3 protein-coding genes are annotated in these 4036 nt (G+C 40.4%); 2 read left to right on the top strand and 1 reads right to left on the bottom strand.

What is annotated here, in order from left to right:
- Window positions 1-354 precede the first annotated feature (354 nt).
- Window positions 355-1797 (bottom strand): capsule assembly Wzi family protein, encoded by a 1443-nt coding sequence (locus AN393_RS19410; protein WP_055018932.1) that lies wholly within the window; start codon window positions 1795-1797, stop codon window positions 355-357.
- 899 nt (window positions 1798-2696) lie between these two features.
- Here AN393_RS19410 and AN393_RS19405 point away from each other — a divergent pair.
- Complete coding sequence (locus AN393_RS19405; RefSeq protein ID WP_055018931.1) at window positions 2697-3470, top strand: YggN family protein; 774 nt, start codon at window positions 2697-2699, stop codon at window positions 3468-3470.
- A gap of 140 nt (window positions 3471-3610) precedes the next feature.
- Window positions 3611-3964 (top strand): four helix bundle protein, encoded by a 354-nt coding sequence (locus AN393_RS19400; RefSeq protein WP_055016756.1) that lies wholly within the window; start codon window positions 3611-3613, stop codon window positions 3962-3964.
- Window positions 3965-4036 lie beyond the last annotated feature (72 nt).

The following is a 4036-nucleotide window of genomic DNA, read 5'->3' as shown; positions in this document are numbered from 1 at the left end:
TGCCGCGTTAAGGCTAAACGCGAGGAAAACTCGCTGCTACTTATATGTTTTCTCATTTACTCCTCTTTTTCTTCTCTTTGTGCAATAGGCTTTTAAGTAACTTATTCACTAAGAGGTTAAGAGGCACTGCGCTTTAGAGGGGAACGCTGTAGTCGCGGCTTTATGCCGCGCTTTTTTGTGGATGTATATATTTGGTTAGTACCAAGTTATTATGTTTTGTGTGAGCAAGCTTCACGCCTACATAGGTTTTATGCTCGGAGTATATTGTTATTTTGTAGGCGCTTGCTTGCTGGCGCACTTAGGCTAAATTTAAGCTTTTAGAAGCAAAGCTTTAAGGTGCGCCTTTAATAAACTTTAAAAATTTGCGAATACAGCTAACCTTGCAAAGGTTTCTCCAAATACATCTTTACCTTGGTAGAGCTCTGCGCCCCAACTTTGGGCGCCCATTATTGGTTTGCTTAACTTACGTGTATAGGCTGTTTGCAGCTCGTAGCCTGTTTTATAGCCGCTGTTTTTATTTTTAAGCGAACGAATAGTGGTATTGAACGTTTCTATAGAACTTAACTGCCAGTGCCAATTTATACTCATTGATTTAGCTGGTGTGTAGTCGGTGTAGTTGTGTTCATCGCCACCCCAATGGCCAATAACATTACCTGAATTACGGTTACCATTTAGGTATAGATTGTTTTGATACCACCTTTTTTGCCAATTACTGTGTTCAAAACGTAAGCTGTGGTTGTTTGCAATAAAGGGTAAATATAAGCCAAAGCTATAGGCATTATTGCGTGAACCACCCAGCGTATCTTCTAGTGCAACCTCTCCATATAGCTCAAACGGGAGTGAATATAGGCTGTTGTTGTATTCAAATGTTATAGAGCCTAGTTGATCACCTAGTTCGTAATTTTCACCGAACTTATTAGCATCGTCGCTCCCCACATTGTCTTTACTGCCAGGGCTAAAAAAACCTTCCGCAAAATCTTTTAGTGTTACACTACGTGGCCCGCCACCAAATTGCATTAAGCGGCTTAGGCCAATAGTTAAATTATCGGTAGCCGCAAAGCTTGTGTGTAAACCAAATAAATACGGTTTACCTGGCTCGTAAACATTTGCTACACCTGTTTGTTTACCCTCTTTTAATATGCCACTTTGCTCTGTCATTTGGCTAATAAACATGTCGTATCTAATGTTAAAGCTAGTGATTGGGTTTACGTTACTAAGCGTTATAGAAGGTGTAGTTTTAGCTTGTGTGCTCAATAGCATAGCGCTGTCTTCAAAGGGAGAGTACCAATGCTCACGGTAACCAATATCTAGTTGGGCGTATTTATACCCTAAGTATATAAAGCTTTGCGTTGGGAGTATTTCGTCTTCGTTGGCTATACCCGCAACACTAACACCAAAGTGGCGTCCAAAGTTTGCATAAGCGCCGCCTTCAGCAATTAAGTTAGTTTTTGTGGTTTGCCCGCGCTGGTTTGGCAGTGTTTTATCTTTTGTACCTGCGGCTATGGTTAACTTTGCAAAAGCGCCTGCATCACTTTGTATGTAGGGACTAAGCTGATAAGAAAGTGTTTGGTATAACTCAGGGTAAGTATGCCTAACAGTTTGCAGCACTTTATAAATATCATGCGCTTTATAGGGCTTACTCATTATGTGCGTATTTTTACTTACAGCTAAAAGGCGTTGTACTTGGTGTTCAAGCTCGGGTACTTGATTTAAAGGTAAATATGGTGAAACCCCGCCTTTAGCCATTACATTTGCACTGATTGCCATCCCGACAAGTAGCGATATTTTTTTTAGCATAATTATTCCGTTAGCAAAAAATTGTTTAAGTAAAAAACGTTAATGCGAGGTTAGCAATAAATAACTAAGTAAGAAAGAGAAAGACTCACCCTATGTAGATAATTACCAGCTATTTTAAGTAAGCGCCTTATTTGTAGCCCAAATGAGCTTTAGGCTAAGTTTTATTTTATAGGCCGCAGTTTGGTGGCATATTTGCAATTTATTATGCATATATATTGATGCAAAACGTTTTACGCGAGGTGAACTCGCTGCTACTTGCATGTTTTCTCATTTTTTCTCTTTTGCTTCTCTTTGTGCAATAGGGTTTTAAGTCATTAATTCACTTAGAGGTTAGGAGACGCTGCGCTCTAGAGGGGAACGCTGTAGTCGCGGCTTTATGCCGCGTTAAGGCTAAACGCGAGGAAAACTCGCTGCTACTTGCATGTTTTCTCTTTTGCTTCTCTTTGTGCAATAGGGTTTTAAGTAATTTATTCACAAAGAGGTTTAGAGGCGCTGCGCTTTAGATGGTAGCGTTGTAGGCGCCTTGCTTGCTGGAGTTTAAAGGTAGTGCTTTTACAGTGGTTATTATATTTTAAAGCCATGAGAAGCTTCGCTTCTAACGTGAGCAAGCTCTACGTCTACAGCCCAAATAAGCTCTGAAGCTAAATTTATTGTAGGCGTCTTGCTGCATAGTATAGATGTTTCAATTGCGTGAGCAAGCTTCACGCCTACTAATAAAATATAACCGTATTTATTGTAAACGCGATGCTTAATAATTTATTCTGGCTAACAGCTAACAGCTAACAGCTAACAGCTAACAGCTAACAGCTAACAGCTAACAGCTAACAGCTATTTTTCTTGCATAAAGTTGGTTTTTTGTTAACCTACCTGCCTTCCTTTTTTAGCTTGTTGGGGTGTATATGGCGTTGTTATCTCGTTCGATATTGGCGTTGTGTTTAGCACTTTCAAGTTCTGCAGTTTTAGCTCAGTCGCAGTGCGATGTTGAGTTGAGTCATGGCTTAATAATTACCGACGACGTTATACGTATTCTTGATAAAGGCCAAACCCGCGTGCAAATTAATAATAATAACCAGCTTTTTATTCGTGGTTATTGGGTTGATTTAAGCACTGAAGAAAGCAAAGTACTTGAGCAATTTAGTAATGGTATTCGCCATACCGTGCCTGAGCTTGTTAACTTAGCCACAGATGGGGTTAACTTAGGTTTAAGCGCCATTGAGCATGTGGTTGAGGGGATGTCTGATAAAGAGCCAGAGGTACTAAAAACCCAGCTCCAGTACGTAGAGCGGGCGCTTATGGATAAATTTAAGCGCGGTGATGACTTCTTTTTTATCGCTCCACAGTCGCTCTCGCAAATAGATGACTTTTTCACTAAAGAAATTAGCCAACAAATACATTCTGCCGTACATGGCTCGTTAGGCGCTATTTTAATGTCGCTTGGTGATGCATTTAAATCACGCGAAGGTAATATTGAAGACCGCATTAACGACATGGGCCAACGTATGAATATTATCTCTAAAGAAATAGATAAATCACTACAAAAAAAGGCCCAGCAACTTGAGCTTAAAGCCTCTGAGTATTGCGAATGTTTAAACGCACTTGATGTGACCGAATCGCGCTTGCAAGCGATAGTGCCTGGCATGGCTGACTTTGATTTAGTGCAGATAAAATCGTAAGGAAAGTGAGGGTTATAAGCTATCAGCTATCAGCTATCAGCTATCAGCTATCAGCTATCAGTCTTAGGCTTTAATTGCGTTTAGGGTGTCTATTTCTTCAAATACTTCTAAGCTAAAAGTAAATAGCTAGGATTAAGTCGATGAACTTTGAAAACTTAGAAGTTTGGAAACGTTCAGCCCGTTTAAGTGCTGATATATATAAAATCACGAGCTCGATAAAAGATTATGGGTTTAGAGATCAATTAACACGCTCTGGTTTGTCTGTTCCTAGTAATATAGCCGAGGGGATGACCAGAGACAGCAATAAAGAAAAAGTTAGATTTTTAGATATTGCTCGCTCATCAATAGCTGAAGCAAGAACGCAAATTTATATTGGAATAGATATTTGTTATATAGATAAATCCGTTGGTCGAAAGTGGCTTGATGAAACCGTAGCGCTTTCAAAAATGTTGACTAGTTTAATCGCAACATTAAAAATGACCGCTGACCGCTGACCGCTGACCGCTGACCGCTGACCGCTGACCGCTGACCGCTGACCGCTGACCGCTGACCGCTGACCGCTGACC

This window comes from Pseudoalteromonas sp. P1-25 (assembly GCF_001401805.1).
GTDB lineage: Bacteria > Pseudomonadota > Gammaproteobacteria > Enterobacterales > Alteromonadaceae > Pseudoalteromonas.
The sequence above is the reverse complement of the archived record's forward strand: the minus strand, read 5'-3'. Positions and strand labels throughout refer to the sequence as shown.

Excerpts from the sequence above, each read along its gene's own strand:
- AN393_RS19410 (WP_055018932.1), bottom strand. The coding sequence starts at position 1,797 with ATGCTAAAAAAAATATCGCTACTTGTCGGGATGGCAATCAGTGCAAAT.
- AN393_RS19405 (WP_055018931.1), top strand. The coding sequence starts at position 2,697 with ATGGCGTTGTTATCTCGTTCGATATTGGCGTTGTGTTTAGCACTTTCA.
- AN393_RS19400 (WP_055016756.1), top strand. The coding sequence starts at position 3,611 with ATGAACTTTGAAAACTTAGAAGTTTGGAAACGTTCAGCCCGTTTAAGT.